General features: G+C 48.2%; 25 protein-coding genes. 14 read left to right on the forward strand and 11 right to left on the reverse strand.

Going from position 1 to position 25,707, the window contains the following annotated elements; all coding sequences use genetic code 11:
• Nucleotides 1–2: 2 nt before the first annotated feature.
• Entirely contained in the window at nucleotides 3–1,073 is a 1,071-nt protein-coding gene (locus JK154_RS07575; protein ID WP_211991904.1) for a sn-glycerol-3-phosphate import ATP-binding protein UgpC, read from the forward strand.
• Entirely contained in the window at nucleotides 1,070–1,840 is a 771-nt protein-coding gene (gene ugpQ, locus JK154_RS07580; RefSeq protein ID WP_211991905.1) for a glycerophosphodiester phosphodiesterase, read from the forward strand. Before JK154_RS07575 ends, ugpQ begins: the two co-directional genes overlap by 4 nt.
• A gap of 36 nt (nucleotides 1,841–1,876) precedes the next feature.
• Here ugpQ and JK154_RS07585 read toward each other — a convergent pair whose 3' ends face one another.
• Nucleotides 1,877–2,191 (reverse strand): DUF2756 domain-containing protein, encoded by a 315-nt coding sequence (locus tag JK154_RS07585; RefSeq protein ID WP_211991906.1) that lies wholly within the window; start codon nucleotides 2,189–2,191, stop codon nucleotides 1,877–1,879.
• Between the two features lie 87 nt (nucleotides 2,192–2,278).
• Nucleotides 2,279–2,776 carry a GNAT family N-acetyltransferase gene (locus tag JK154_RS07590; RefSeq protein ID WP_211991907.1) on the reverse strand — a complete coding sequence of 166 codons (498 nt, stop codon included), beginning with the start codon at nucleotides 2,774–2,776 and terminating at the stop codon, nucleotides 2,279–2,281.
• A 370-nt stretch (nucleotides 2,777–3,146) separates the two neighbouring features.
• Here JK154_RS07590 and JK154_RS07595 point away from each other — a divergent pair, with 370 nt between their 5' ends.
• The 4 genes from JK154_RS07595 to JK154_RS07610 all read left to right on the forward strand — a co-directional run bounded on the left by JK154_RS07595 (nucleotide 3,147) and on the right by JK154_RS07610 (nucleotide 6,202).
• Nucleotides 3,147–3,842: a pirin family protein gene (locus tag JK154_RS07595; RefSeq protein ID WP_211991908.1), complete on the forward strand. Its 696-nt coding sequence runs from the start codon at nucleotides 3,147–3,149 to the stop codon at nucleotides 3,840–3,842.
• Between the two features lie 96 nt (nucleotides 3,843–3,938).
• Nucleotides 3,939–4,934 carry a gluconate operon transcriptional repressor GntR gene (gene gntR / locus JK154_RS07600; RefSeq protein ID WP_211991909.1) on the forward strand — a complete coding sequence of 332 codons (996 nt, stop codon included), beginning with the start codon at nucleotides 3,939–3,941 and terminating at the stop codon, nucleotides 4,932–4,934.
• A 144-nt stretch (nucleotides 4,935–5,078) separates the two neighbouring features.
• On the forward strand, nucleotides 5,079–5,600 hold the full coding sequence (gene gntK / locus JK154_RS07605; protein ID WP_211991910.1) for a gluconokinase: 522 nt from the start codon (nucleotides 5,079–5,081) through the stop codon (nucleotides 5,598–5,600).
• Between the two features lie 386 nt (nucleotides 5,601–5,986).
• Nucleotides 5,987–6,202, forward strand: coding sequence for a DUF1471 domain-containing protein (locus tag JK154_RS07610; protein ID WP_211991911.1), 216 nt, complete (start codon nucleotides 5,987–5,989; stop codon nucleotides 6,200–6,202).
• Nucleotides 6,203–6,307: 105 nt separating this feature from the next.
• On the opposite strand, the gene JK154_RS07615 is transcribed toward JK154_RS07610, so the two are convergent.
• On the reverse strand, nucleotides 6,308–6,901 hold the full coding sequence (locus JK154_RS07615) for a YhgN family NAAT transporter (protein WP_211991912.1): 594 nt from the start codon (nucleotides 6,899–6,901) through the stop codon (nucleotides 6,308–6,310).
• A gap of 296 nt (nucleotides 6,902–7,197) precedes the next feature.
• On the opposite strand from JK154_RS07615, the gene asd reads away from it, so the two are divergent.
• The 6 genes from asd to glgP all read left to right on the forward strand — a co-directional run bounded on the left by asd (nucleotide 7,198) and on the right by glgP (nucleotide 18,176).
• A complete protein-coding gene (gene asd / locus JK154_RS07620) occupies nucleotides 7,198–8,304 on the forward strand; it encodes an aspartate-semialdehyde dehydrogenase (protein ID WP_211991913.1) in 1,107 nt (368 codons plus the stop codon).
• A gap of 405 nt (nucleotides 8,305–8,709) precedes the next feature.
• Nucleotides 8,710–10,896 carry a 1,4-alpha-glucan branching enzyme gene (gene glgB, locus JK154_RS07625; RefSeq protein ID WP_211991914.1) on the forward strand — a complete coding sequence of 729 codons (2,187 nt, stop codon included), beginning with the start codon at nucleotides 8,710–8,712 and terminating at the stop codon, nucleotides 10,894–10,896.
• The gene (glgX, locus tag JK154_RS07630) at nucleotides 10,893–12,875 is read left to right on the forward strand and encodes a glycogen debranching protein GlgX (protein WP_211991915.1); all 1,983 of its coding nucleotides are present in this window, start codon (nucleotides 10,893–10,895) and stop codon (nucleotides 12,873–12,875) included. Before glgB ends, glgX begins: the two co-directional genes overlap by 4 nt.
• A 15-nt stretch (nucleotides 12,876–12,890) precedes the next feature.
• Nucleotides 12,891–14,174 (forward strand): glucose-1-phosphate adenylyltransferase, encoded by a 1,284-nt coding sequence (gene glgC, locus JK154_RS07635; RefSeq protein ID WP_211991916.1) that lies wholly within the window; start codon nucleotides 12,891–12,893, stop codon nucleotides 14,172–14,174.
• 94 nt (nucleotides 14,175–14,268) lie between these two features.
• A complete protein-coding gene (gene glgA / locus JK154_RS07640) occupies nucleotides 14,269–15,702 on the forward strand; it encodes a glycogen synthase GlgA (RefSeq protein ID WP_211991917.1) in 1,434 nt (477 codons plus the stop codon).
• Nucleotides 15,703–15,728: 26 nt separating this feature from the next.
• Complete coding sequence (gene glgP / locus JK154_RS07645; protein ID WP_211991918.1) at nucleotides 15,729–18,176, forward strand: glycogen phosphorylase; 2,448 nt, start codon at nucleotides 15,729–15,731, stop codon at nucleotides 18,174–18,176.
• A 39-nt stretch (nucleotides 18,177–18,215) separates the two neighbouring features.
• On the opposite strand, the gene JK154_RS07650 is transcribed toward glgP, so the two are convergent.
• From JK154_RS07650 to glpE, 3 genes are all read right to left on the reverse strand, one after another.
• On the reverse strand, nucleotides 18,216–18,980 hold the full coding sequence (locus JK154_RS07650; RefSeq protein WP_211991919.1) for a DeoR/GlpR family transcriptional regulator: 765 nt from the start codon (nucleotides 18,978–18,980) through the stop codon (nucleotides 18,216–18,218).
• Nucleotides 18,981–18,997: 17 nt separating this feature from the next.
• Nucleotides 18,998–19,819, reverse strand: coding sequence for a rhomboid family intramembrane serine protease GlpG (gene glpG, locus JK154_RS07655; RefSeq protein ID WP_211991920.1), 822 nt, complete (start codon nucleotides 19,817–19,819; stop codon nucleotides 18,998–19,000).
• A 177-nt stretch (nucleotides 19,820–19,996) separates the two neighbouring features.
• The gene (gene glpE / locus JK154_RS07660) at nucleotides 19,997–20,323 is read right to left on the reverse strand and encodes a thiosulfate sulfurtransferase GlpE (protein WP_211991921.1); all 327 of its coding nucleotides are present in this window, start codon (nucleotides 20,321–20,323) and stop codon (nucleotides 19,997–19,999) included.
• A gap of 186 nt (nucleotides 20,324–20,509) precedes the next feature.
• Between glpE and glpD the strand changes: the two genes are divergently transcribed.
• Entirely contained in the window at nucleotides 20,510–22,009 is a 1,500-nt protein-coding gene (glpD, locus tag JK154_RS07665) for a glycerol-3-phosphate dehydrogenase (RefSeq protein WP_211991922.1), read from the forward strand.
• Between the two features lie 85 nt (nucleotides 22,010–22,094).
• Here glpD and nfuA read toward each other — a convergent pair whose 3' ends face one another.
• A complete protein-coding gene (gene nfuA / locus JK154_RS07670; protein WP_211991923.1) occupies nucleotides 22,095–22,670 on the reverse strand; it encodes a Fe-S biogenesis protein NfuA in 576 nt (191 codons plus the stop codon).
• Nucleotides 22,671–22,728: 58 nt separating this feature from the next.
• Nucleotides 22,729–23,412 carry a DNA utilization protein GntX gene (gntX, locus tag JK154_RS07675; RefSeq protein WP_211991924.1) on the reverse strand — a complete coding sequence of 228 codons (684 nt, stop codon included), beginning with the start codon at nucleotides 23,410–23,412 and terminating at the stop codon, nucleotides 22,729–22,731.
• 38 nt (nucleotides 23,413–23,450) lie between these two features.
• On the opposite strand from gntX, the gene bioH reads away from it, so the two are divergent.
• On the forward strand, nucleotides 23,451–24,233 hold the full coding sequence (gene bioH / locus JK154_RS07680) for a pimeloyl-ACP methyl ester esterase BioH (RefSeq protein WP_211991993.1): 783 nt from the start codon (nucleotides 23,451–23,453) through the stop codon (nucleotides 24,231–24,233).
• A 65-nt stretch (nucleotides 24,234–24,298) separates the two neighbouring features.
• Here the strand turns inward: bioH and hdeB are convergent, their stop codons facing one another.
• The 3 genes from hdeB to feoC form a co-directional block, all read right to left on the reverse strand.
• On the reverse strand, nucleotides 24,299–24,613 hold the full coding sequence (hdeB, locus tag JK154_RS07685; RefSeq protein ID WP_211991925.1) for an acid-activated periplasmic chaperone HdeB: 315 nt from the start codon (nucleotides 24,611–24,613) through the stop codon (nucleotides 24,299–24,301).
• A gap of 159 nt (nucleotides 24,614–24,772) precedes the next feature.
• Nucleotides 24,773–25,087 carry an acid-activated periplasmic chaperone HdeA gene (gene hdeA, locus JK154_RS07690; protein WP_211991926.1) on the reverse strand — a complete coding sequence of 105 codons (315 nt, stop codon included), beginning with the start codon at nucleotides 25,085–25,087 and terminating at the stop codon, nucleotides 24,773–24,775.
• Nucleotides 25,088–25,468: 381 nt separating this feature from the next.
• Complete coding sequence (feoC, locus tag JK154_RS07695; RefSeq protein ID WP_211991927.1) at nucleotides 25,469–25,705, reverse strand: [Fe-S]-dependent transcriptional repressor FeoC; 237 nt, start codon at nucleotides 25,703–25,705, stop codon at nucleotides 25,469–25,471.
• Nucleotides 25,706–25,707 lie beyond the last annotated feature (2 nt).

A 25,707-nucleotide genomic window follows, 5' to 3' on the forward strand; every position in this document is an offset into this window, starting at 1 on the left:
AGATGGCAGGATTAAAACTACAGGCAGTCACAAAAAGCTGGGATGGTAAAACGCAGGTTATTCAACCCTTAACAGTCGATGTTGCCGATGGAGAATTCATTGTGATGGTCGGGCCATCGGGCTGTGGAAAATCAACGCTATTACGCATGGTCGCCGGACTGGAGCGTGTAACAAGTGGTGATATTTGGATTGATGATCAACGTGTTACCGATATGGAGCCTAAAGAACGCGGCATCGCAATGGTGTTTCAGAACTATGCGCTATATCCACATATGACTGTTGAAGAGAATATGGCATGGGGGCTGAAAATTCGGGGTATAGGGAAAGAGCAAATTCGCCAGAAAGTGCTTGAAGCTGCACGTATTCTCGAGCTGGATAACTTACTGACTCGTCGCCCCCGGGAGCTATCAGGAGGGCAGCGCCAGCGGGTGGCAATGGGCCGCGCGATTGTACGTTCCCCGGCACTCTTCCTGTTTGATGAACCCCTGTCAAACCTCGATGCTAAATTGCGTGTTCAGATGCGACTGGAACTACAGCAGTTACATCGTCGCCTGGGCACGACCAGCCTGTATGTGACCCATGACCAGGTTGAAGCCATGACGCTTGCCCAGCGCGTCATGGTGATGAATAAAGGCATTGCCGAACAAATTGGTACACCAGTAGAGGTCTATGAACGTCCGGCAACCCGTTTTGTTGCCAGTTTTATCGGTTCACCGGCGATGAATTTACTGGAAGGTAAAGTGAGTGTTGATGGTAAGGATTTCCTGCTAGAAGGGGGGAACGTGATACCTTTAGGGAATACCTATTTGTCTTTAGCGGGGACAGCCATTACCCTGGGTATTCGGCCTGAGCATATTACGCTAAGTTCTCAGGCTGAGGGGGGTGTTCCACTGGTAACGGAAACGCTGGAGATCCTTGGTGCAGATAATCTGGTGCATGGGCGTTTTGGTCCGCAGAAGGTCATTGTTCGCTTAGATCACAAGGAGCGGCCTGGTCTCGGGAGCCAACTCTGGCTGCATATACCGGCAGAACATCTGCATTTCTTTGATGCTAAAAGTGGACAACGTTTATGAGTGACTGGCCCTACCCAAAAATAGTCGCCCATCGTGGTGGCGGTAAACTGGCGCCTGAAAATACCCTGAAAGCCATTGATACGGGTGCCCGGTACGGGCATACCATGATTGAATTTGATGCCAAACTGTCTCAGGATGGAAAAATTTTTCTGCTGCATGATGATACCCTGGAACGCACCAGTAATGGTCGGGGGATCGCGGGGCATTTACGCTGGGATCAGCTAGTAAGTATCGATGCAGGGAGCTGGTTTAGTGACCAGTTCACTGGGGAACCCTTGCCACTATTATCACAGGTTGCTGAACGCTGTCAGCGACACGGCATGATGGCAAATATTGAGATCAAACCCACCACGGGGCTCGAGAGTGAAACCGGCACAGCGGTCGCACTGGCGGCGCGTGAATTGTGGCGTGGACAGACTGCGCCACTGCTCTCTTCTTTCGCCATTGAGGCACTGGAAGCGGCTCAACAGGCTGCACCTGAGCTACCAAGAGGGCTGCTCCTGGATGACTGGCGTGATGACTGGGAAGCTCTGACGACCCGCCTTGGCTGTGTTTCTATCCATCTGAACCACAAACTGCTGGATGAACCCCGTGTGGCAATGCTGAAGGCTGCTGGCTTGCATATTCTGGTCTATACCGTGAATGAACAGGCACGTGCTGCTCAGTTACTCCAGTGGGGAGTAGACGCCATCTGTACAGATTGTATTGATCAAATAGGTCCTGACTTTTCCGCACGGGATATTCTGCCGTTACAGGCAGGAAAATGACTCATACCAGGCCTCTTTTCTGAGGCCGATTCATGCTCAAGGTTTGCTGTTAAAGGTCTCTGTGTCATGGTTACTGGCTGGTTCTTTGATCATTCCCGGCTGAGACTGAATGACACGCTGAGTATTGGTGCCTATTTCACGATTCAGCTGTTGTTGCTGTTGTAAATTTTGGTTCTGAATTTGCTGATTTAGCGTGTTCTGCTGCTGTTGTTGCTGGGTTTTCATTTGGCTCTGTAACCGCTGTTGGGTCGGGTTCTGGTAACCCGGCAAATTGGGGTTATTGAGCGGATTAGGCTGTTGTGCAAGGCAGTTTAATGGCAGGAGAAACACCAGTATCATTAATTTTCGCATTCTTGTCTCCTTAGTACAGAAGTGTGATCAATCAATTCGATTGCTTATTTACGGGGAGCTATTCCCCGTGATCCCTATTGTCGCAGTTTACACCACTCTTAAACGTGCCATGAAGTAGGCATCCACATAGTGACCATCACGAAATGCAAAACATTTGCCGGTTCCTTCTACTTCAAAACCGAATTTACGATAGAGCGCCAGTGCCGGGGCATTATCCGTATATACCGTCAGTTCAATGCGTTCGATTCGTAGCCAGTTATCACACAGGTTAACCATCTCCTGCATTAAGGCTGATGCCACACCCTGGCCTTGATATTTTTCATTCACGCCCAGACCAAAGGTTGCGACATGGCTGCGTCGGGGGGACGGCTCCACCATGAGTGTGAGCTGACCAACCGCTTTGTTCTCCAGGCAAGCGACCAGGGAATAATGACCCGTAGGGAGGGATGCAATACGGGATTGCCATTTATCAAGTGTGGGATGCGGTAGTTGCAGTGTGTCACGATAAAGTGCGGGTTGAGAATAAATCTCATATAAATCTTCAGCGTCACGAATCTCAGCGTGACGGACCACGACGTGTTTCATCCCTTTTACCTCAACGAGTTACAAAAAACCTTTTTAACATCAGTGACTTTTCACACAAAGTCAATGGGTATTATTTTTCAAATAGTGCTTTACAAGTGCGAATGATAATGATTATTATTGCCTTGCGTTCAGGGGAGACCCCTACGGAGACATCCTGAAAGCACGACATTGCTCACATTGCTTCCAGTATTACTTTAGCCAGCCGGGTGCTGGCTTTTTTTTTGCCTGTTGAACATAACCCCATTCCTTGATTTCCTGATGACGTTGCCATATTCAGTTTTTTTGATTATAGGCGTCAGTTTTCACCCTCTATGATCGTCATCCAAACGCGTTCACACTTAAGCCATCAAAGATATTCAGGAGTGACAACATGATTTATTTACGACAGGCTAAAGATCGCGGTCATGCAAACCATGGTTGGCTGGATAGCTGGCATACGTTCTCATTCGCAAGTTACTACGATGCTAATTTCATGGGTTTTTCAGCACTGCGAGTGATTAATGAAGATGTGATTGATGCGGGGCAGGGCTTTGGTACCCATCCCCATAAAGATATGGAAATCCTGACCTATGTTCTGAAAGGGACGGTTGAGCACCAGGACAGCATGGGCAATAAGGAGCAGATCCCGGCGGGTGAATTTCAGATTATGAGTGCCGGTACGGGCATCAAACATTCTGAATATAACGCGAGTAAAACTGACCCGTTGCACTTGTATCAGATTTGGATCATTCCTGAAACCAACGGTATCACTCCACGCTATGAACAGCGGCGTTTTGATGCTCAGAAAGGACGCCAACTGGTCCTTTCACCCGATGCCAGAGAAGGATCGCTCAAGGTGTACCAGGATATGGAGTTATCCCGCTGGGCACTGGAAAACGGTGAGCAGGCGGACTATTCCATCGCTCCAGAGCGTCGTGTCTGGATTCAAGTCGTGAAGGGGGATGTGGAGGTGAATGGCACCCAGGCGAAAACCAGCGATGCTATTGCTGTCTGGGATGAGCAAACCCTGAATATCAAGGCCAATACAGAGAGTGAAATTCTACTCTTTGATTTGCCAGGGGTTTAAAGAGACATTCTGAACCTTCCTCTGTAAAGAGGAAGGTTCAGTTCATATTTGCTCATGGTAAACTGGCCTATCGAAAATCACTGAGTCAGTGGATGCATGAAAAAGAGAAGACCTGTACTTCAAGATGTTGCCGATCGTGTCGGCGTCACGAAGATGACGGTTAGCCGTTTCTTGCGTACTCCTGATCAGGTATCCGCGGGCATGCGGGTGAAAATCGCTGCCGCACTTGATTATCTTGGCTACATTCCAAATCGCGTGCCAGATATGCTCTCTAATTCAACCAGCCGCGCGCTAGGTGTGTTACTGCCTTCCCTGACGAACCAAGTCTTTGCTGATGTATTACGTGGTATTGAGGATATTGCCGATGCTAACGGCTACCAGACAATGCTGGCCCATTCTGGTTATCACCCGGAGAGAGAAGAAGAACGACTGGAAGCGATGCTTTCATGGAATATTGATGGGTTGATTCTGACAGAGCGGACTCATACCGCCAGAACCTTAAAAATGATTGCAGTTGCAGGGATCCCGGTAGTGGAGCTCATGGACAGTGTGTCACCATGTATTGACCTCGCCGTGGGGTTTGATAACTTCGCCGCCGCTCGTCAGATGACGACAACCATGATTAGCCGCGGTTATCGTCATGTCGTTTACCTGGGAGCCCGTCTTGATGAGCGAACGGGCATTAAGCAACAAGGTTATCAACGAGCTATGGAAGAAGCAGGGCTGACACCTTGCAGTATGATGGTTGCGAGACCCTCTTCTTATACGACTGGGGCCGAATTATTACGTCAGGCTCGCCTGGAGTATCCAGAACTGGACAGTGTTTTTTGTACTAATGATGACTTAGCGATTGGCGCGGTGTTTGAATGCCAGCGCCAGGGGTTACGTATCCCGGATGATATTGCGATCGCGGGTTTTCACGGCCATGACATTGGGCAGGCCATGGAACCCCGTCTTGCCAGTATTTTTACACCACGAGAACATATGGGACGGCTGGGAGCGGAACGCTTGCTGGCGCGTATTCGTGGTGAGACGGTATATCCTGAAATGCTTGATATAGGATTTACTTTGTTACCCGGTGGTTCTATTTAATCCATTTTATTGACAGATCTCACATTTATACTGGCTTTGACTATGCTGCTATTGCGTATCTTCCCCTGTTACGGCTAAATGTTATCGGTAACAGTTACCCGTAACAACTATCACATAATCATTTGTGGCCTGACGGAGCAATGGATGAACATAACAAACCATGATAACCATATCTATGTCCTGATGGGGGTCTCTGGCAGCGGCAAGTCCGTGGTTGCCAGTGAAGTGGCTTATCAGCTACATGCCGCTTTTCTCGATGGCGATTTTCTCCATCCGCGCCGTAATATTATGAAAATGGCTTCTGGCGAAGCCTTGAATGATGAAGACCGTATCCCGTGGTTGCAGGCTTTAAATGATGCCGCATTTGCCATGCAGCGTACTAATAGAGTGTCGTTAATTGTCTGCTCTGCTTTAAAAAAAATGTATCGTGACAGGCTGCGTGATGGTAACCCTAATCTCTCATTTATTTATTTAAAAGGGGACTTTGACGTTATCGAATCTCGTCTGAAAGCCCGCAAAGGGCATTTTTTCAAGACCGATATGCTCAAAACGCAGTTTGCTGTCCTCGAAGAGCCACAAGCAGACGAGAGAGATGTGCAGGTTGTCGATATCAGCCAGCCTCTTGAGCACGTGATCGCTGACACCATTGAGCGAATAAAAAAGTAAACTGTGCTGGTCAATCGGATATGAATACACCGGGCCATCCTTTGATGGATGGTCTTTTGATGCGGTTTTAACACCTATACCATGGTGAGTCATGCGCGGCATGGTTATCTGTGACTCACGTTTTCTTTCTCTGCTGTCAGTCTAAATATTTTTATTTAACCATTTGATTAAGAAAAATTTAATTCTTTTTTTAATCACCTTTTCTGTTATTTCCATATCCTCATCTCCTCCTGTTGTAAACCTTTCGTTACAGCCTGGTTGCACCATGAATGTGATCTGCATCACATGAATAGCACCTATTGTTAATATGCTAATAGTAACTATGGTTATCATTTTTACATCGAAAGCCAATATGCTTTCAACTTGACAAACCAAGGAATAAAATTATGAAAACCATCAAAATGATGTCTGTTGCTGCTGTTACCGCTCTTTCTCTTATGTCTGCAGCCAGCTTTGCCCAGAGCGTTTCCGTGACTGATTCGACCCTGGACGGCGCAGAAGCACAAGTTGCGGCAAAAGCACATCAGGAAGGGCTGAACTATAAAATTACCAGTGCCGACACTCGTAATGATGTTCACATGACAGCAGAGCTTTATAAATAACCGTCATAAATGATGTCAGAACTGACAGACGGTTTTAGTATTCAAGAAAGAGGGTAAAAACACAGGTTTTTACCCTCTTTTTCTATTCCCCGTTCCTGAAGAGCGTTAGCCTTCCATCCAGGTCCGGATACCATCCAGAAACATTTGGGTTGCTATCATCACGAGTACCAGCCCCATAAGACGTTCCAGTGCATTAACTCCTTTTTCTCCCAGCAGTCGCAGGAACAGTGATGACTGGAGCAAAATAGCCACGGTACCGCCCCAGGCCAGCATTAAGGCGATAACCAAATGCCCCATTTGATTTGGATACTGGTGGGATAGCAACATCAGGGTTGCCAGTAGTGATGGCCCGGCAACCAGGGGAATAGCCAGAGGAACGATAAAGGGTTCTTCACCTGCCGGTAGCCCGCTGGCATTACCTTCATTACCAGGGAATATCATCTTAATGGCGATCAGAAAGAGAATTATCCCACCGGAAATGGAGACAGTCTCTGCCCGCAGGTTTAAAAACGAGAGAATTCTTTCCCCGGCGAACAGGAAAATAAGCATGATTGTCAGGGCAATCAGCAGTTCACGGATCATGATAGCCCGGCGTCGTTTCGGTTCTGTATGTTTGAGTACCGACATAAAGATAGGCAGGTTACCTAGTGGATCCATAATCAGAAATAGCAGTACCGTCGCCGTTATTATCTCATTCATTTTTTTCCCCGAAGTTCCTTGTTAATTCTCAGTAATAAGCTTTGTTTCTGATCTGACAGCAATCATTGATTAATTTCACTTGCGACTTTTGCAGCATTTTGTAAGGCTGATAGATGTTTCGGTTTGGTGTCGGCACACACTATACACGCGATAGTTCAAGTTGCAGGGATATTGGCTCTCCTCGCTTACCCAGGCCACTGATGTGAGTAGCTTTCTCGGGCTCTCTGCATAGCTGCTGTCCTGTAACTCGAACTATTTAGTCTATATACGTAATCATCTCAGCAGGATTAGTCGCTATGAAAAATGTAGGTTTTGTTGGCTGGCGTGGAATGGTCGGCTCTGTACTCATGCAACGCATGATAGAAGAGCGTGATTTTGACGTCATTCGTCCCGTATTCTTCTCCACTTCTCAGGCAGGAGAAGCGGCGCCCGTGTTTGCTGGTGTTAATGGCGGTACATTACAAAATGCCAGTGACCTGGAAGCGTTGAAGGCCCTGGATATTATTGTCTCCTGCCAGGGCGGTGATTATACCAATGAAATCTATCCCAAGCTGCGCGAGAGTGGCTGGCAGGGTTACTGGATTGACGCCGCATCATCACTGCGTATGAAAGATGATGCGATCATCATCCTCGACCCTGTGAACCAGCATGTGATTGATGATGGGCTGAACAAAGGCATTAAAACCTTTGTTGGTGGTAACTGTACCGTAAGCCTGATGCTCATGTCGTTGGGTGGCTTATTTGCCAACAATCTGGTGGACTGGGTTTCAGTCGCAACCTATCAGGCAGCATCCGGTGGTGGAGCACGTCATATGCGTGAACTGCTAAATCAAATGGGGCATTTGCATAAAGAAGTTGCCCAGGAGCTGGCTTCCCCCGGGTCTGCCATTCTTGATATCGAACGTAAAGTGACCGCACTGGGGCGTAGTGACAAACTGCCCGTCGATAACTTTGGTGTTCCCCTGGCCGGCAGCCTGATCCCATGGATCGACAAGCAGCTTGATAATGGACAGAGCCGTGAAGAGTGGAAAGGTCAGGCTGAAACCAATAAAATCCTTGCTACTGCCACTGATATCCCGGTTGATGGCCTCTGTGTCCGTGTTGGTGCACTGCGTTGCCATAGCCAGGCCTTCACAATTAAACTGAAAAAAGATGTCTCGATCCCAACGATTGAAGAGCTGTTAGGGGCACATAACCCATGGGCTAAAGTGGTTCCTAACGATCGTGAAATCACGATGCGTGAGCTGACTCCAGCCGCAGTCACCGGCACATTACTGACACCAGTGGGACGCTTACGTAAGCTGAATATGGGGCCTGAATATATTTCAGCCTTCACCGTTGGTGACCAGTTGCTATGGGGGGCAGCAGAGCCGCTACGTCGTATGCTGCGCTCACTGGCATAACTATTATTTTTGATAGTGTTAAAAAGGGAAGGGTAAAATCTCTTCCCTTTTTTTATAAATAAGCATTAAAAGCTAAGTTTTATATTTATTTAATAAACTAATTTATAATATATTGAATTTTAAGCAATATATAATAATTAATTTTCCTGTTCTCGCCTTTCTCTATTTTATTTGATGTATATATTAAAAAAATAACCCTGTTATTTTATTTGTCTTTACATACAAAAATAATATTCATTGATCAAATTCACTCTATAACGCCAGACAATTGTCTACTCTTAACAGGTAGCGTAATTGGATTGTGGCCAGGGCGGTTTCTCTGTCGCCAGCATCTATAACAGTTTCATCCTGCTGTGCACAATGAATATTGCTGCTTTATGAAGCCAATAAACAGGGAGAGGTATTATGTCTGTTGTGCCCGAAAAAGACGTGATTAATGCATTGATTGAAGGATATTTTGCCGATCCCTTTTCTTTGTTAGGCATGCATAAAACGGTTGCTGGAATCGAGGTGCGGGTGCTGATGCCAGATGCTCTGAATGTTTGGGTTATTGATACCAAAACCGGACGCAAAGTGGCGGAGCTTGATTGCCTTGATTCCCGGGGTTTTTTCAGTGGCGTTATTCCTCGTCGAAAAAATCTCTTTCCCTACCAGCTTGGTGTCACTTGGGCTGATTTTAGTCTCCACCTCGATGACCCCTACCGTTTCGGTACTCTGACCCGGGAACTGGATAGCTGGTTACTCTCTGAAGGGACGCATTTACGTCCTTATGAAAGTTTAGGCGCACATCCTCTGACGCTGGATGGTGTCCCGGGTACAGGCTTCTCCGTATGGGCGCCGAATGCCCGGCGGGTTTCTGTTGTAGGGGAGTTCAATTTCTGGGATGGCCGTCGCCACCCAATGCGATTGCGTAAAGAGAGTGGTATTTGGGAGCTGTTTATCCCGGGGGTACACACTGGGCAGCTCTATAAGTTTGAACTGCTGGATATTCATGGCCAGCTGAGAGTTAAAGCGGACCCTTATGCGTTTGAGTCGCAAATGCGACCTGAAACGGCATCACTGATCTGTGGATTACCGGCAAAAACACAACTGAGCCCACAACGCCAGCAAGCGAATGGTTTTAATCAGCCGGTTTCTATTTATGAGGTTCACTTGGGTTCCTGGCGGCGTCATACGGATAATAATTTTTGGCTCAGTTACCGGGAGCTGGCGGATCAACTGATCCCTTACGTCCTGGAAATGGGGTTCACTCATATTGAGTTGTTGCCTGTCAACGAACACCCGTTTGACGGCAGCTGGGGTTATCAACCGCAGGGTATCTATGCCCCGACCCGGCGTTTTGGCACCCGTGATGATTTTATCTACTTTATCCAGGCTGCTCATGAAGCGGGGCTCAATGTCTTACTTGACTGGGTGCCCGGGCATTTCCCTACCGATGAAACCGGCTTAGTACAGTTCGATGGTACCGCACTTTATGAATATGGCGATCCGCGGGAAGGGCGTCATCAAGACTGGGATACGCTTATCTATAACTATGGGCGCCACGAGGTCAGTAATTATCTGACGGGCAATGCCCTGTACTGGATTGAGCGTTTCGGTATCGATGGTTTACGAGTGGATGCTGTTGCGTCGATGATTTACCGGGACTACAGCCGTAAAGCAGGGGATTGGGTTCCTAATGAGTTTGGTGGCCGTGAAAATCTTGAAGCCATTGATTTTTTACGCAAGACCAACCGGGTTATTGGCGAGCAGGCTGCTGGTGCTGTGACCATGGCTGAGGAGTCCACCGATTTTGCCGGGGTAACTCGTCCCCCTGATGCAGGCGGGTTAGGGTTCTGGTTTAAATGGAATCTCGGCTGGATGCACGACACCCTCGATTATATGAAACTTGACCCTGTTTATCGTCAGTATCATCACAACAAAATGACGTTTGGCATGCTGTATAACAACACTGAAAATTTTGTTCTGCCATTGTCACATGACGAAGTGGTGCACGGTAAAAAATCCATTCTCGACAGAATGCCTGGTGATGTCTGGCAGAAATTTGCCAATTTACGAGCCTACTATGGCTGGATGTGGGCCTTTCCCGGGAAAAAATTGCTGTTTATGGGCAATGAATTCGCCCAGGGGCGTGAATGGAACCATGATACTAGCCTTGACTGGCACTTACTGGAAGGAGATGACAATTGGCATAACGGCGTCCAGCGACTGGTGCGTGACTTGAACCACTGCTACCGGGAACAGGCCGCCATGCATGAACTGGACTTTGATGACAGGGGTTTTGAGTGGTTGGTGGTTGATGATTTTGCTAACTCAGTATTTATCTTTGTCCGCCGTGACTCGCAGGGTAATGAGGTGATTATTGCCAGTAACTTTACACCTGTGCCGCGTTATCAATACCGTTTTGGTATCAACTGTCCTGGGCTATGGCGTGAAGTGCTTAATACTGATTCCATGTTCTATCATGGCAGTAACATGGGCAATGAAGGGCTGACGAACAGTGAGGCGATTGAAAGCCATGGGCGTCGTCACTCTTTGAGCCTGACCCTGCCTCCACTGTCAACTATTTGGTTAGTCAGGGAGGCCAAATGATGGCTATCTCAGCAGGTAATTCCGCGCCTTATGGCTCTTCTTATGACGGTAAGGGCGTAAATTTTACTCTGTTTTCCGCCAACGCAGAAAAGGTGGAACTTTGCCTGTTTGATAAGGACGGTCTGGAGCAACGCTATGTCCTGCCAGGACGCACGGGCAATATCTGGCATGGTTATCTGACAGGTATTACCCCCGGACAGTTCTACGGATATCGGGTCTATGGCCCGTGGTCATTGGCTGATGGTCATCGCTTTAACCCCGCTAAATTACTGCTCGATCCTTGCACCCGTCAGGTGGCTGGTGGGCTTGAGAATCACCCTTCTTTCCACGACGACGGGGAAATGCCTGATCCGCAAGATAGTGCGCCTTATATGGCGAAGTCCGTCGTCGTTAAAGAGATGTTTGACTGGCAGGGCGATACACCGCCAGCGACCCCTTGGGGCAAGACGGTTATCTATGAGGCCCATGTACGTGGTTTGACCAAACAGCATCCTGATATTCCCGAGGCGTTACGTGGAACCTATGCAGCACTTGGGCATCCCGTGATGATTGACCACTTTAAACGTTTGGGGATCACCGCCCTGGAATTGTTACCCGTGGCTGATTTTGTGACCGAACCCCGGCTCAGAGGATTTGGACTCAAAAATTACTGGGGTTATAACCCGCGTGCTTTTTATGCTGTTTCCACAGCCTATGCTGTAGGGGGGGAGGCAGGTTGTGCCGGGGATGAATTACGCGAATCGATTAAAGCATTACATAAAGCAGGTATTGAAGTGTTCCTGGATGTGGTCTTTAACCACAGTGCGGAACTTGATAAAGAAGGGCCTACCTTTTCATTTCGTGGCATTGATAACCGTAACTATTACTGGCTTACGGATAACGGGGAATATCAGAACTGGACGGGGTGTGGCAATACCCTCAACCTGAACTCGCCCGATACGTTAGCCCTGATCATGGACTGTCTGCGTTATTGGGTCGAACACTTTCATATTGATGGCTTTCGTTTTGATCTGGCGAGTGTGCTGGGACGCACCCCCGAATTTCGTCAGGATGCCCCCCTGTTTGAGGCTATCAAGAATGATCCCTGCCTCAGGGCTGTGAAATGTATTGCTGAACCTTGGGATATCGGGCCTGGTGGCTATCAAGTCGGTAATTTTCCGCCTGACTTTGCGGAATGGAATGACCATTTCCGGGATGAAATTCGGCGCTTCTGGTTGCACCATAATCTCTCCTTAGGTGATTTTGCCCGTCGTTTTGCTGGCTCCAGTGATTTTTATCGCCGTGATGAAAAGCGGCCGTCCAGTACTATCAACCTGATCACCGCACATGATGGTTTCACCTTGCGTGATTGTGTCAGCTTTTCCCAAAAACATAACCAGGCCAACGGCGAGCATAACCATGATGGCAGTAGCAATAACTACAGTTCTAATCATGGTGTGGAAGGCCTGGATGGCGATGAAAAGGTTCAGGAACAGCGTTTGTGCAGTATGCGGGCACTGCTGACCACTTTAGTTCTCTCCCAGGGGACACCTATGTTACTGGCTGGCGATGAACGAGGTCGCAGTCAGCATGGCAATAACAATGCTTATTGTCAGGATAATGCACTCACCTGGCTTGACTGGAAAACGGATGATTACGGCCTGACAGATTTTACTGGGGCACTGTTGCATCTACGCCAGAGTATTCCGGCTCTGACTGATAACCAGTGGTGGGATGATGATAGTGGGCAGGTTCACTGGCTTAATCAGGCCGGGCAACCCTTGACGATTGATCAATGGAACAGCGGGATACGCTGTTTGCAGATCCAGCTCTCAAATCAGTGGCTACTTATTGTTAACGCGACCGATGACGTCGTGGATATAACGCTGGCTGAGGGGGAATGGTATGCCGTTCCCCCATTTGCCGGAAAAGATAACCGGGCTGTAATGACTTCATGGCAGTGTCCTGCACAAGGCGTATGTATGCTGCATCGGTCATGAAAGGAGAAAGAAATCATGGTGAGATTCGAAAAAAAGGACGCTGTAATGTTGGCACGACAGCTACCACTCCAGTCCGTTGCACTTATTTTGGCGGGAGGAAGAGGGACTCGTCTTAAAGATTTGACGTCTACTCGTGCGAAGCCCGCGGTCCACTTCGGTGGTAAGTTCCGTATCATCGATTTTGCTCTTTCTAACTGTATTAATTCAGGCATTCGGCGTATTGGTGTCATCACTCAGTATCAGTCTCATACGTTGGTCAAACATATTCAACGGGCCTGGTCTTTCTTCAGTGAGGAGATGAATGAGTTTGTCGATTTACTGCCGGCCCAGCAGCGGGTGCATGGTGAGAATTGGTATCGTGGCACCGCAGATGCGGTGACCCAGAACCTGGACGTTATACGCCGCTACAGAGCGAAATATATTGTCATTCTGGCTGGGGATCATATTTATAAACAAGACTATTCCCGCATGCTGATAGACCATGTGGAAAAAGGCGCTCGCTGCACGGTTGCTTGTATCCCGGTACCAGTGGAGGAAGCTTCAGCACTGGGCGTTATGGCTGTTGATGAAAACGCAAAAATCATCGATTTCGTGGAGAAACCAGAAAACCCGCCGACGATGCCTGGGGACGAGGGCAAATCCCTTGCCAGCATGGGAATTTATATTTTTGATGCAGAGTACCTCTTCAGACTCCTTGAAGAAGATGATCTTGATGAGAATTCCAGTCATGATTTTGGTAAAGACATCATCCCTAAAGTGACAAAATCAGGCGAAGCCTATGCCCACTCTTTTACGCTCTCTTGTGTACAGTCTGATCCCAACGCTGAACCTTACTGGCGTGATGTAGGAACCCTGGAAGCTTACTGGAAAGCAAACCTTGATCTGGCATCTGTCATGCCAGAACTGGATATGTATGACCAGAACTGGCCTATCCGAACTTATAGTGAATCCTTGCCGCCTGCCAAGTTTGTTCAGGATCGCTCCGGTAGCCATGGAATGACACTGAATTCTCTGGTTTCTGGGGGATGCATTATTTCTGGCTCCGTGGTTGCCCAGTCGGTTCTTTTCCCACGTGTTCGTGTGAACTCATTTTGTAATATTGACAGTTCAATTTTATTACCTGACGTCGTTGTGGGCCGTTCTTGTCGCTTACGTCGCTGCATTATTGACCGGGCCTGCATTATCCCAGAAGGCCTGATCGTTGGCGAAAATGCGGTAGAGGATGCTAGCCGTTTCTATCGTTCCGAGGATGGTATCGTACTGATTACGCGAGAAATGCTGGGAAGACTTGAGAGCTGAAACGGTATAAGTGCTATCCACAGTATGCAATCTCTCTGGGATGGTATGGAAGCCTGATATGTAAAGAAATCCAGCGATTTATACGGGAGTGAGAATGCAGGTCTTACATGTTTGTTCCGAGATGTACCCACTGTTAAAGACCGGTGGTCTGGCGGATGTTCTGGGGGCGTTACCTACGGCACAGGTTGCTGAAGGTATTGATGCGCGTGTCTTGCTGCCTGCTTTTCCTGACATTCTAAATGGCGTGAGTGAGCCGCAAGTCGTTACGCAGCGGGACACATTCGCCGGTCATATGCGTTTATTGTATGGACGCTTTAATGGGATCGGTATCTATCTTATTGATGCCCCGCATCTCTACTCCCGTCCCGGGAGTCCTTATCATGATGCCAATCAGTATGCTTACTCCGACAATGTATTGCGCTTTGCATTACTTGGCTGGGTGGGGGCTGAAATGGCATGTGGAATGGATCCTTACTGGCGACCGGATGTAGTTCATGCCCATGACTGGCATGCCGGGCTGACACCCGCCTATCTGGAAGCACGTGGTCGTCCGGCGAAGTCGGTATTTACTGTCCATAACCTTGCCTATCAAGGGTTGTTTTATGCTCACCATATGCATGATATTGATTTACCAGCATCATTTTTCAGTATTAATGGGCTGGAGTTCTATGGGCAAATTTCCTACTTAAAGGCCGGGCTCTATTATGCATCACATATCACCGCAGTCAGCCCGACTTACGCCCGTGAGATAACCGATCCTAATTTCGCCTATGGTATGGAAGGGTTATTACGCCAGCGCCAGGAGGAGGGCAGGTTATCCGGTATTCTTAATGGTGTGGATGAGAACATTTGGGATCCCTCGAAGGATGAACTGATTCATACCTGCTATAGCCGTGACAAGCTGGCCGGCAAAGTAGAAAACAAGCATCAACTTCAAGTTTCCATGGGGCTGACGGTCAACCCGAAGGCGCCACTATTCACCGTAGTGAGTCGTTTAACTCCCCAGAAGGGGTTAGATCTCCTGCTGGAAGCCCTGCCTGAAATACTGGAAAAAGGTGGCCAGCTGGCATTACTGGGGGCTGGTGATGCGGTACTACAGGAGGGGTTCCTTGCAGCGGCGGCCCAGTATCCACAACAGGTTGGGGTACAGATTGGCTATCATGAAGCCTTTTCCCATCGGCTTATTGCAGGCGCTGACGTCATTCTGGTTCCTAGCCGTTTTGAACCCTGTGGACTCACCCAATTGTATGGCCTGAAATATGGCACGTTACCACTGGTTCGTCATACTGGCGGTCTTGCTGATACTGTTTTTGACTCTTCCCTTGAAAATCTTTCAGAAGGCATCGCTACCGGATTTGTCTTCCCGGACAGCGATGCACACTCTTTGATGTGTGCGATCCGGCGTGCTTTCGTCCTGTGGTCTCGCCCTGCGTTATGGCGTTATGTCCAGCGTCAGGCGATGAACATGGATTTTAGCTGGCATGTTGCTGCACGGTCTTATCGCGACCTTTATCAACATTTAATGTAGGTGTACACCTACCAGGAATCGTCATAATGAATCGACGCTTATCTTATTATACTCCGGCCTTAAGCACGGATGCCCTGAAGCACTCCATTGCATATAAATTGATGTTTATGTTAGGTAAAGATCCTGCGATTGCCAACAAACATGAATGGCTTAATGCCACATTATATGCGGTACGTGACCGTCTGGTTGAACGCTGGTTGAGGTCAACCCGTGCTGAGTTGTCGCAGGAAGTTCGCCAGGTTTACTACTTGTCCATGGAATTCTTGATTGGCCGTTCCCTGTCAAATGCACTGCTGTCCCTTGGGATCTATGATGAAGTCAACAGTGCTCTTGAAGAACTGGGGCTTTCACTGGAAGAGCTGATTGGTGAAGAGAATGATCCCGGTTTAGGTAATGGTGGCCTGGGGCGACTGGCTGCGTGTTTCCTGGACTCACTGGCTACACTGGCGTTACCTGGACGGGGTTACGGTATTCGCTATGACTACGGGATGTTTAAGCAAAGCGTGGTTGATGGTCGTCAAAAAGAGTCACCTGATTACTGGCTGGAATATGGTGCGCCCTGGGAGTTTAAGCGCTACAGCACACGCTATGCGGTGCGCTTTGGTGGGCGTGTTCAGCAGGAAGGTGAGCGTGTGCAGTGGGTTGAAACCGAAGAGATCCTGGCTGTTGCTTACGATCAAATTATTCCGGGCTATGATACGAATGCCACGAATACCCTACGCTTATGGAGCGCTCAGGCGAGTACTGAGATCAACCTCGGCAAGTTTAATGAAGGGGACTACTTCGCAGCGGTTGAAGATAAGAACCACTCTGAGAACGTCTCACGGGTACTCTACCCAGATGATTCGACCTACTCCGGGCGCGAATTACGCTTACGTCAGGAGTATTTTCTGGTTTCAGCAACCGTGCAGGATATTCTGTACCGTCATTATGCTTTGCATAAAACCTACGATAATTTGGCAGAAAAAATTGCGATTCACCTCAATGATACCCACCCGGTATTGTCGATCCCCGAACTGATGCGGCTGCTGATTGATAATCATAAATTTAACTGGCATGACGCGTTTGATGTGGTGTGCCAGGTCTTTTCCTATACCAACCATACCTTGATGGCTGAAGCGCTGGAAACTTGGCCAGTGGACATGCTTGGCAGATTGTTACCACGTCATTTACAGATCATTTTCGAGATTAATGACTATTTCCTGAAAAGTGTTCAGAAACAGTATCCCGGAGACGAGGGGCTGTTACAACGTACTTCGATTATTGCTGAAGGCAGTGAGCGTCGAGTACGTATGGCATGGCTGGCTGTTGTTGCAAGCCATAAAGTGAACGGCGTATCTGAGCTGCACTCGAATTTAATGGTGCAGTCGTTATTTGCTGATTTTGCCAAAATATTCCCGAATCGCTTCTGTAATAAGACCAATGGCATCACCCCACGTCGCTGGCTGGCTCTGGCTAATCCGGCACTGTCTAAAGTGCTGGACAAAAATATTGGTCTTAACTGGCGTACTGACCTCGACTTACTGAGTGGGCTGAAAGAGTTTATCGATTATCCGCTGTTACATCAGGATGTTCGTCAGGCTAAATTTGAGAATAAAAAACGATTAGCTATTTATATCGCTCAGAACCTCGATGTCATTGTGAATCCGAAGGCGATGTTTGATGTGCAAATCAAACGCATCCATGAATATAAACGGCAGTTGATGAATGTGCTGCATATCATCACGCGCTATAACCGTATTAAGGCAGACCCCAGTATTGACTGGACGCCACGGGTCAATATTTTTGCCGGTAAAGCGGCATCGGCCTACTACATGGCCAAACACATCATTCATTTAATCAATGATGTGGCTGCTGTCGTCAATAACGATCCGCAAGTTAAAGACAAGCTAAAAGTGGTCTTTATTCCCAACTACAGTGTCAGCCTGGCCCAGTTGATTATTCCGGCGGCAGACTTATCGGAACAAATTTCACTGGCAGGAACCGAGGCGTCAGGGACCAGTAATATGAAATTTGCTTTGAACGGTGCGCTGACGATTGGCACCCTGGATGGAGCAAATATTGAGATTAGTCAGCATGTCGGTGAAGAGAATATCTTCATCTTTGGTCACACGGCTGATGAGGTTGATGAACTGCGTCGTAATGGCTACAACCCACGTACCTATTATGACCGCGATGAGGAACTGCGCCAGGTATTAACACAGCTTGCTACCGGTACCTTCAGCCCGACTGAGCCCGGGCGTTATCGTGACTTGGTTGACTCCCTGCTTAACTTTGGTGATCACTACCAGGTACTGGCTGATTATCGTAGCTATATTGATTGTCAGGATAGGGTTGATGAGGTGTATAACAATTCGGAAGACTGGACTATGCGGACGCTAAATAATATTACCAATATGGGGTATTTTTCATCTGACAGAACCATTCAGGAATATGCGGATGATATCTGGCATATCAAACCAGTAAAACTGTAGTACTTCTGAAAACCTCTCCCGTTAACGGGAGAGGTTTTTTCAGCATAATTCCAGCCGAATATTATTCTCGTTAATCACCTGTAGCACACCTGGTGGGGGCATCGTATCGGTATAAACCGCATCAACCAGGCTAATGCTACCGAGATTAACCATCGCATTACGACCAAACTTCGAGTTATCCACCACCAGAATGACATTACGTGAGTTTTCAATAATTGCGCGTTTAGTGCGGACTTCGTGATAATCAAATTCCAGTAGTGAACCGTCACTGTCAATACCGCTGATCCCCAAAATGCCAAAATCGAGGCGAAACTGAGAGATAAAATCGAGAGTGGCTTCGCCGATTATCCCCCCGTCCCGGCTTCGTAGTTCGCCGCCGGCGAGAATAATACGGAAGTCTTCTTTCACCATCAGAGTGGTGGCGACATTCATATTATTAGTGACGATACGTAAATTGTGGTGATCAAGCAGAGCATGAGCAACCGCTTCTGGCGTGGTGCCAATGTCAATAAACAGTGTGGCACCATCCGGGATCTGGCTCGCGACACACTGAGCAATACGAGCTTTTTCTGCTGTCTGTGTGGCTTTTCTGTCATGCCAGGGAGTATTAACTGAACTGGATGGGAGTGCCAATGCTGCGCCACCATGGTGACGCAAAATCATATTCTGGTTAGCCAAATCGTTCAGATCCCGACGAATCGTCTGGGGGCTAACGGCAAATTGCTCGACCAGTTCTTCAGTGCTGACATAGCCTTGCTGCTTCACCCGCTCAATAATCGCGTCATGACGTTGTGTTTGCTTCACACTCAACTCCCGCGTTGTTATGTTCGTTTTCGCAAATTCAGGGTGTCACCGAACGCCATTGCCAGCCCGACCAGGAAGCCGGTCAGATGTGCAGGTAGTACGCTTGACTGAGAAAAATACTCTATCACTAACCAAATGACTGCGAATACCAGCAACCCACGCTGCATTTGCAGACCGCTGTCGGGGTCTCTCTGTCCGCGTAGCCATACATAGCCCATCAGTGCAAAGACAGTACCTGAAAGACCACCAAAGAGTGGGCCGACAAAAGTGGTTTGCATGAAACCGCTCAGTAAGGAGGCTATCAGCGTCAGTGTGATCAGTTTACCTGTGCCCAGACACTTCTCCAGTGCGCCGCCCAGATACCACCACCACAGTAAGTTAAACACCCATTGAAGAGTAGAAAACTGGAGTAACGAGTGGCTGAAATAGCGCCAGACCTGATAGTGCTGCTCAGGTGTAATCGGCCAGCCCAGGGCATATAAGAATGGCTGGTAGCCGGTAATGTTCATGATGACAAACAGCACCGTACAAATGGCCATTATTATCAATGTAAAAGGACCGGCACGAGCGGCTAACGTGGCAAAAAATGGATAGCGTTTATAACTAAAGCCCACCTTGCTTTGTCCGGAGCTCCAGCTCGCCGCCTGATAGCGTGGGTCCCCTGGATTCGCGAGGAATTGTTTCAGTTCTTCACGTACTTGCAGCTCCCGGCTTTCGTCTGCCAGCCAGATATCAGTCTGTGTATGTTGCTGTACGGTAAGAGTAATGCCCTGAGTTGCCATATAATCGACAAAAGCCTGCGCGATGCGAGGATTGGCAAATGAGGTGATCATAATCATAAGTGTATAGCCAAATTCGTCTCGATACCCGTCAGAGCAGACGTATTCAGATGGCGGAATAATGTGACAGGGCGAGTTGCTGGCGGCCCTTTACTTTCGTTATCTGTGATACGGATGATTCAGGGTAAAAATAATAAAGAGGGGCAGTATAACAGCTAGTGGTTACAATCTTGCGTGTTATACATTGCTTTCCACATCAGCAGGAAACTGACGGCTCCAGCCATCGAATCCGCCGTCAATGCTATATACTTGTTCATAGCCTTGCTGTAGCAAATACTGCGCCGCACCCTTGCTACTGTTACCGTGATAACACATAACCATCACGGGGACATCAAATTCGTTCTGCTGCATAAACTCTACTAATGTATCGTTAGTAAGATGGTATGCCCCTGACGTGTGCCCAAGCGCAAAGCTCTGTGGGTCGCGGATATCGACCAGTACCGCTTGTTTATGCCGTAATTTCTGATGGGCATTTTCCAGACTAATACATTCAAATTGATCCATAGCAAGCTCGTAGATAAAAAGTGATTAATAGACATATCAGGGTCTCATGCCCTTGTCTGTGGATATTACCGTCATTATGCCTGTGATATCACGCAGAATGTTTTTTCATTATCTAAGTTTGTTCTCTCTTGCTATTATGAGCGAAATTGTCCGTTTTTGTTCATAATCGAAAATAATGGGGGTGGCATGGAAACCAAGGATTTAATCGTCATCGGTGGTGGGATTAATGGCGCGGGTATTGCTGCAGATGCTGCTGGCCGCGGGTTGTCCGTGTTAATGCTGGAAAAAAATGATTTGGCTTGCGCAACTTCATCCGCCAGTTCAAAACTCATTCATGGCGGGCTGCGTTATCTTGAACACTATAAGTTTCGTTTGGTAAAAGAAGCGCTTGCCGAGCGTGAAGTGCTGCTGAATATGGCGCCCCATATTACCTTCCCTATGCGTTTTTGCCTCCCACATCAGCCACATTTGCGCCCCGCCTGGATGATCCGTCTTGGACTCTGTCTGTATGATAATTTAGGTAAGCGCACTGTTTTGCCGGCCTCTAAAGAGGTGCGGTTTGGTCATAATTCGGTTCTTAAACCCGAACTTTTACGCGGTTTCGAATATTCTGACTGCTGGGTGGACGATGCCCGCCTGGTACTGGCGAATGCGCAGATGGTAGAACAAAAAGGGGGCAAGGTAAAAACGCGTACCCGCGTGACAAAAGCCTGGCGTGACGCGGGGGTCTGGATAGTTGAAGCCGAGGACACTGATAGTGGCGAATTATTCTGTTGGCGTGCGAAAGGGCTGGTTAATGCGGCAGGGCCATGGGTAAAAAATGTCTTTGATCAGGGGCTGTCACTCCCATCCCCTTACAATATTCGCCTGATTAAAGGCAGCCATATTGTTGTCCCACGCGCTTATCAGCAGAAACAAGCCTATATATTGCAAAATGAAGATAAGCGCATTGTCTTTGTTATCCCATGGCTGAATGATTTCTCAATTATTGGTACCACTGACGTGGAGTATCAGGGCGATCCGCAAGACGTGAGTATTGAACAGGCAGAAATCGACTATCTGCTGCAAGTTTATAATGCTCATTTTAAAAAAACACTTAGCGAACAGAATATTGTCTGGAGCTATTCAGGAGTACGCCCACTGTGTGATGACGAGTCAGGTTCATTGCAGCAGATAACGCGCGATTATACGCTGGATATTCAGGATGTTAAGGGAAAAGCCCCGTTACTTTCGGTGTTTGGAGGTAAACTGACCACTTACCGTAAACTGGCGGAACATGCACTGGATAAACTACAGCACTACTACCCTGGGAGTGGTTCTGCCTGGACTAAAAACAGCTGCCTGCCCGGGGGGAATATGGGCTGCTCCTGTGATGAATATGTAAACGTGCTGCGGCGGCGCTATGACTGGATAAGCGAGCCTCTTGCCTACCGTCTGGCCCATACCTACGGGACTAACAGTGAACTGATTCTGGATAATTTTAACCATTCGACCCGGCTGGGTGAGCATTTTGGGCGTGGACTCTATGAGGCAGAATTGCGTTATTTAGTCGACCATGAGTGGGTGCGTTGTGCAGAGGATGCTATCTGGCGGCGGACTAAGCTGGGGATTAAGTTACACAAGCAGCAGGAAATCCGTATTGAACAATGGATTCACGACTATCTTGCCAGGGACGTCTCCTCCTGATTGGCCTGTATCCTGAAACGGAGGAAAAGGGGGGCGAATAACACTCGCCCCTGATACTTTAGACAGGCAAACAGTGGATTTCTGCTTAGTAATAGGAATGCTCGCCGCGCTGGTGCTCGGTCAAGTCACGCACACCTTTCAGCTCAGGGAACTCATTAAGCAATTGCTTTTCGATACCCTCTTTTAGCGTAACATCGACCATTGAGCAGCCGTTACAACCCCCACCAAACTGCAGAATGGCGAGACCGTCATCCGTGATCTCCATCAGTGTGACACGGCCACCGTGACCCGCTAACTGAGGGTTAATTGTTGCCTGTAGGGTGTATTCAACACGCTCCATCAGAGGAGCATCATCAGCGACTTTGCGCATTTTCGCATTAGGCGCTTTCAGTGTCAGTTGTGAGCCCAGCTGGTCAGTCACAAAATCAATTTCAGCATCTTCAAGGTAGGGCGCACTCAGCTCATCCACATAAGCTGTTAACTGCTCAAATGGTAATGCGGTATCGGTCGCTTCAACCGCATCCGGCGGGCAATAAGATACACCACACTCCGCGTTAGGGGTGCCAGGATTAATGACAAATACGCGAATCTGCGTACCTTCTTCCTGATTTGCCAGCAGTTTGGCAAAGTGGGATTGTGCAGCATCGGAAATACGGATCATAACGATTGCTCAATAGTTGACTATTCTAGTCGGTTATAATACGCCCATCATCGAGGCTCTACAAGGTTCGACACAGGCACCAAACTTGGACCGTCGTTGCTCCCTGTTTTTTTAACAGGCGGGCTATTTCTGCAACAGTGTTACCCGTCGTCACGACATCATCCACAATAGCAATATGGAGGCCAGCCACCGGAATTTCAATTCTGAAGGCCCCTTTCAGATTAGATTGTCGCTGTTTTGCTCCCAGCTGGTGCTGAGGTACAGAGGCTCGTATACGACGCACCCCTCCCGGAAAGTGTCCGCATTCTAGCCAGTGTGCGAGGGGGGTAGCAATAAGCGCACTTTGATTATAGCCCCGTTGCAGGGCTCTCCTGTGATGCAGGGGGACACTCAGTATTTTGTCTGGCAAAGAGAGTCGTCGCTGATGCCTGGCGTGCAGAAAGCTTAATAAAAGCAGACGTGCCAGCGATGTTGCCAGGGCAGGCATTCCATTAAACTTCAGGTTATGAATCAAATGTCTCAGTGGAGGTTTATAATCAGAAACATAGATCAAGGCATCCCATTCAGGTGGGTCCAGCAAACATCGCCCACAAGGTAAGCGCTCGCTTAAGGCGGGTAAACCGCATTGGGGGCAGCAAGAATGTGGGGGCGGAAATGTGGCGGTACAACGGGAACAAAACCCCCATGATGGACAGGCAAGGGGCAAATGACATAGCCAACAGCGGCCAGGGATTGTTAGCATAACGTCTTCCATGACACTGAAACCGGGAATAATAAATGATAAATACGCTGTGGTGGCAGACCGAAGGCGAGGGAAGTATTGATCTTGTGCTATTACATGGATGGGGGCTGAATGCAGAAGTTTGGCGGAATATTATTCCAGGGCTCCGATCGCACTTCCGAATTCACCTGGTTGATTTACCCGGTTATGGACGCAGTAAAGGATTTACGGCACTCAGTCTTGAGGAGATGGCCGAGATTGTTTTGTTCCAGCCACAAGCCCCAGAACGGGCAATTTGGTTAGGATGGAGCCTGGGGGGATTGGTAGCCAGTCAGATAGCACTAACCCATCCTGAACGCGTAGAGGCCCTGGTTAGTGTTGCATCCTCCCCCTGTTTTACTGCCAGAGAGAATTGGCCGGGGATTAAACCAGATGTTCTCTCCGGGTTCCAGCATATGCTTAACGTCGATTTTCAAAAAACGGTGGAGCGGTTTCTTGCATTGCAGACTCTGGGAACAGAACATGCCCGTCAGGATGCCCGGCAGTTGAAATCAGTCGTACTTGCACAGCCCATACCCGATGTCGACGTACTCAATGGAGGGTTACATATCCTGAAAACAGCCGATTTACGTGAGCCGTTAGCGACCCTTGCGATACCACACTGGCGTATCTATGGGCAACTTGATGGGCTGGTGCCACGTAAGGTTGCAGAACTGTTGGATGCCTCCTGGCCCCAGAGCCCTTCGCATATTTTACCAAAAGCTGCCCATGCGCCTTTTATCTCTCATGGGGAAAGGGTCAATCAGATATTAGTGAGTTTGAGTGACAGCCTCAGAGCCTGATGGTGGCCATGGCTTGCGACAGTTAACCGGCGTTAGTCCGCATGACTAACGCCGAACAGCGGGGATTATTTGCCCAGTTTATCTTTCAGACTATAGATTTTTTGTTGTGGATTATTTTTACAAGCTTCCAGCAGCTGAGGAATGCTGGTGGTATCCGTTTCACTCAGAGATACAGTATCGCCACCTTTGTAGATAGTCTCTTCATGCAACATCCACCATGCCACAGGCAGCATAGCCTGAGGGTTCAGGTTAACAAACTCCTGGCAGGTCATGTCTTCTGGTGTGACTTTCTCTGCTGCAAAAGCAGGTGAGCTAGCCAATGCCAGAAACGTTAAACCACCCATCAGTGCCGCAATTTTACTGCCGAAATGACTTTTCATTATATCTATCCTTTAAATGATGATACCTACCATCCTCTGGCGCCACTGTATTCAGTCACCGTCGATCGCCACGCGAATGATTTAAGGCCTTTATTGATAAGAACAGGCGGGATCGCCCCGACTTTGAGCAAACAGCGTTGGTTTAATGCATTGGCTGAGTTAAAGATGCTTTTTAAATTTATCCCACTCCTGGTGAACGACAGTGGTAAAACTTTGTTGAGGTTTCTGTGAGCAAGCCTGGTAAATGACGGGGGTCACAGTTTCGATATCTTTCACATTCAGCACTGCTGAATCAGGCTTATCTTTATGATTGAGGGCGTTAGCGTAACTTACAGCGACAGGGCGAGAAGTTTCCTGCAGTGCGACAAAGTCTTCACAGGTCCAGTCACCAATCACTTTATTGGGCGCTTCAGCCTGAGCTAATGGGGCGCTCAGAAGGGTCGCGGTAAAAATAACCCCGAGTATTTTCTTCATTACAATCTCCTTTTTATAAACCAACAACATCCTGCTAGCAGCACGATGCTATTTTAATCCTGTCTGATAAGAAGTCGTTATCGGTGATTCACTCGTATTGTTCATATTCTAGCTTGTTTATGACCCGGTGCAGCAGAAATTTTGTGAAATAATCACCCGATAGTCAGAGCGTCCTGGAGCATGAATCATGACGTATTGAGGGAATGACACGGCGTTTTTTATTGCTCTCAGCCAGCCATTCAGTGGGGTATGTTGTTTTTCGTGGGCGTTTTTATAGGCGCTATTATCGTGATTTTTGCTATCACCAGATGGCCTGAACAGGGTTAACCATCGCGTCCCATTTCAGGCTACATATTTGCATATTCATACCGTTATGGCCTGCTAGCGCAGACTCCATAACTCTTTACTGCAGCTTTGACCTTCCGGGCAATGTTTACAACTTCCGGTTAGACAGGCACTGGAATCTTCCGTCACTCGCTGGGCTTTGCCCATAGCCTCAAGCCGTGTCAGCATCGCCAGGACCATCGGCAGTGGTATGGTGAGTTGTTGGCTAAGCTGACTGGCTTCAAGACGCCCTTGTAATGCCAGGGCGTTGCGAAGATCCATTAAGGTCGCCATAC

The organism is Citrobacter sp. JGM124, from assembly GCF_018257795.1.
In the GTDB taxonomy this organism is placed as follows: domain Bacteria; phylum Pseudomonadota; class Gammaproteobacteria; order Enterobacterales; family Enterobacteriaceae; genus JGM124.

Bases quoted from the DNA above. Each gene is read 5' to 3' on its own strand.
- JK154_RS07590 (WP_211991907.1), bottom strand. From the start codon at position 2,776: ATGAAACACGTCGTGGTCCGTCACGCTGAGATTCGTGACGCTGAAGAT.
- gntR (WP_211991909.1), top strand. From the start codon at position 3,939: ATGAAAAAGAGAAGACCTGTACTTCAAGATGTTGCCGATCGTGTCGGC.
- glgX (WP_211991915.1), top strand. From the start codon at position 10,893: ATGATGGCTATCTCAGCAGGTAATTCCGCGCCTTATGGCTCTTCTTAT.
- glgA (WP_211991917.1), top strand. From the start codon at position 14,269: ATGCAGGTCTTACATGTTTGTTCCGAGATGTACCCACTGTTAAAGACC.
- ugpQ (WP_211991905.1), top strand. From the start codon at position 1,070: ATGAGTGACTGGCCCTACCCAAAAATAGTCGCCCATCGTGGTGGCGGT.
- JK154_RS07595 (WP_211991908.1), top strand. From the start codon at position 3,147: ATGATTTATTTACGACAGGCTAAAGATCGCGGTCATGCAAACCATGGT.
- gntK (WP_211991910.1), top strand. From the start codon at position 5,079: ATGAACATAACAAACCATGATAACCATATCTATGTCCTGATGGGGGTC.
- glpG (WP_211991920.1), bottom strand. From the start codon at position 19,819: ATGATTATGATCACCTCATTTGCCAATCCTCGCATCGCGCAGGCTTTT.
- glgC (WP_211991916.1), top strand. From the start codon at position 12,891: ATGGTGAGATTCGAAAAAAAGGACGCTGTAATGTTGGCACGACAGCTA.
- JK154_RS07585 (WP_211991906.1), bottom strand. From the start codon at position 2,191: ATGCGAAAATTAATGATACTGGTGTTTCTCCTGCCATTAAACTGCCTT.
- glpE (WP_211991921.1), bottom strand. From the start codon at position 20,323: ATGGATCAATTTGAATGTATTAGTCTGGAAAATGCCCATCAGAAATTA.
- JK154_RS07615 (WP_211991912.1), bottom strand. From the start codon at position 6,901: ATGAATGAGATAATAACGGCGACGGTACTGCTATTTCTGATTATGGAT.
- glpD (WP_211991922.1), top strand. From the start codon at position 20,510: ATGGAAACCAAGGATTTAATCGTCATCGGTGGTGGGATTAATGGCGCG.
- glgP (WP_211991918.1), top strand. From the start codon at position 15,729: ATGAATCGACGCTTATCTTATTATACTCCGGCCTTAAGCACGGATGCC.
- gntX (WP_211991924.1), bottom strand. From the start codon at position 23,412: ATGCTAACAATCCCTGGCCGCTGTTGGCTATGTCATTTGCCCCTTGCC.
- hdeA (WP_211991926.1), bottom strand. From the start codon at position 25,087: ATGAAGAAAATACTCGGGGTTATTTTTACCGCGACCCTTCTGAGCGCC.
- hdeB (WP_211991925.1), bottom strand. From the start codon at position 24,613: ATGAAAAGTCATTTCGGCAGTAAAATTGCGGCACTGATGGGTGGTTTA.
- JK154_RS07575 (WP_211991904.1), top strand. From the start codon at position 3: ATGGCAGGATTAAAACTACAGGCAGTCACAAAAAGCTGGGATGGTAAA.
- JK154_RS07610 (WP_211991911.1), top strand. From the start codon at position 5,987: ATGAAAACCATCAAAATGATGTCTGTTGCTGCTGTTACCGCTCTTTCT.
- nfuA (WP_211991923.1), bottom strand. From the start codon at position 22,670: ATGATCCGTATTTCCGATGCTGCACAATCCCACTTTGCCAAACTGCTG.
- asd (WP_211991913.1), top strand. From the start codon at position 7,198: ATGAAAAATGTAGGTTTTGTTGGCTGGCGTGGAATGGTCGGCTCTGTA.
- feoC (WP_211991927.1), bottom strand. From the start codon at position 25,705: ATGGCGACCTTAATGGATCTTCGCAACGCCCTGGCATTACAAGGGCGT.
- glgB (WP_211991914.1), top strand. From the start codon at position 8,710: ATGTCTGTTGTGCCCGAAAAAGACGTGATTAATGCATTGATTGAAGGA.